This window comes from Pseudovibrio sp. Ad37 (assembly GCF_001623075.1).
Lineage (GTDB): Bacteria > Pseudomonadota > Alphaproteobacteria > Rhizobiales > Stappiaceae > Pseudovibrio.
In genome coordinates this window covers 1-1,177 of sequence record NZ_LMCF01000196.1, presented here as the reverse complement: position 1 = coordinate 1,177, position 1,177 = coordinate 1, and the positions used below count along the sequence as shown (strand labels likewise).

The window sequence follows — 1,177 nt, the reverse complement described above, 5'->3', positions numbered from 1 at the left end:
GAAGCAGAGCTTCGATCAATTCCCATTCGCTGTCCGTTAAATCGCCACGTGCCAAAACTGCCTCCTAAAAGACAGTCTTGAATCATAAAGCAGATGATTTTGGAATACACTTTGTCAACAGAACCTAATTAACCAAGTACATTTTATCAACTCAAATTTATTTAACTATAGCAGAACATAAAAACAAAAAAATGAGTGCAAAAATTTACTATATTTAGTATTTTAACACTTAATCATAACCAATTTATTTCTTGGGACATAAAGTTTGCTTGTCTTCTGATCCACACAGTCTCTTAAGCTAACTGTTTAAATTGATATTCCGGAGATTTTTGAACATACACTTGAATTTTGCTTGGTAGATTGAAAATCTATCGTGAGGCGGTACACTTTTGTGACTAGTTCAAGAAACAATAGTAAAGCCAACAAATGGCCTCATTCTTCATCTGCTGCAGCAAATGTGTGTGTATTTGGTGAGCAGGTCGACGGGGCTGTTGCCAATACGCGAGCCATGGGTGCGGTTTGAGTGGTCTTTTAAGTGGTCCGGTCACGGGTTTTTTGATTGGATTGACGGGCGGTTTGCACCGCTACGGTTTTGGTGGGTTTACTGATCTGGCCTGTGCGATCTCAACCACTTCAGAAGGCCTACTGGCTGGGATGGCTGCATTTTGTTTACGCACGCATAACAAGCGTGCCTTGCTGTTTCGCCGATGTTTGTGTTTGGCCTCACCTTTGTGGCGGAAGTCGTACAGATGCTCATCATCCTGATTGTAGCCTGGCCATTTGATCAGGCTCTTGCGCTGGTGAAGCAAATTGCGCCTCCGATGCTGTTCGTCAATTCACTTGGCGCAGCGTTTTTTATGAGCATTGTTCGCGATCAGAAGACGATGTTTGATAAACTGTCATCAGCTTTTTCCAGTCAGGCATTAAAGATCGCCGAGTGCTGTGTTCGGGTTTTGGCCAAGGGGCTGAAGAGCTGGCTCGGGAAATTTGGACAGGTTGTGAAAGTGGATTTAGCTCCTGAAACTGGCATGATGCCAAGAACAGGAGACCATCATGAGCAGACGTCCTCGCCGGAACCATAGCCCGGCTTTTAAAGCGAAAGTGGCACTTGCTGCTATTCGCGGAGAAAAAACCTTGAGTGAGTTAGCTCAGGACTTTGATGTGCACGCGAACCAGA

The 1,177-nt window shown here is 44.4% G+C and carries 3 protein-coding genes; all 3 read left to right on the top strand.

The window, feature by feature from the left end:
* Nucleotides 1–519: 519 nt before the first annotated feature.
* Nucleotides 520–765, top strand: coding sequence for a LytS/YhcK type 5TM receptor domain-containing protein (locus PsAD37_RS28950; RefSeq protein WP_342633593.1), 246 nt, complete (start codon nucleotides 520–522; stop codon nucleotides 763–765).
* Complete coding sequence (locus PsAD37_RS28945) at nucleotides 708–1,082, top strand: LytS/YhcK type 5TM receptor domain-containing protein (protein ID WP_208992011.1); 375 nt, start codon at nucleotides 708–710, stop codon at nucleotides 1,080–1,082. The genes PsAD37_RS28950 and PsAD37_RS28945 overlap by 58 nt, the downstream gene beginning before the upstream one ends.
* A partial coding sequence (locus tag PsAD37_RS27880) for a transposase (RefSeq protein ID WP_193778219.1) occupies nucleotides 1,054–1,177 on the top strand: 124 nt, incomplete at its 3' end. The genes PsAD37_RS28945 and PsAD37_RS27880, both read left to right, overlap by 29 nt.

What these genes read in the sequence shown, in the direction of transcription:
- PsAD37_RS28945 (WP_208992011.1), top strand. Translation starts at nt 708, where the DNA reads ATGTTTGTGTTTGGCCTCACCTTTGTGGCGGAAGTCGTACAGATGCTC.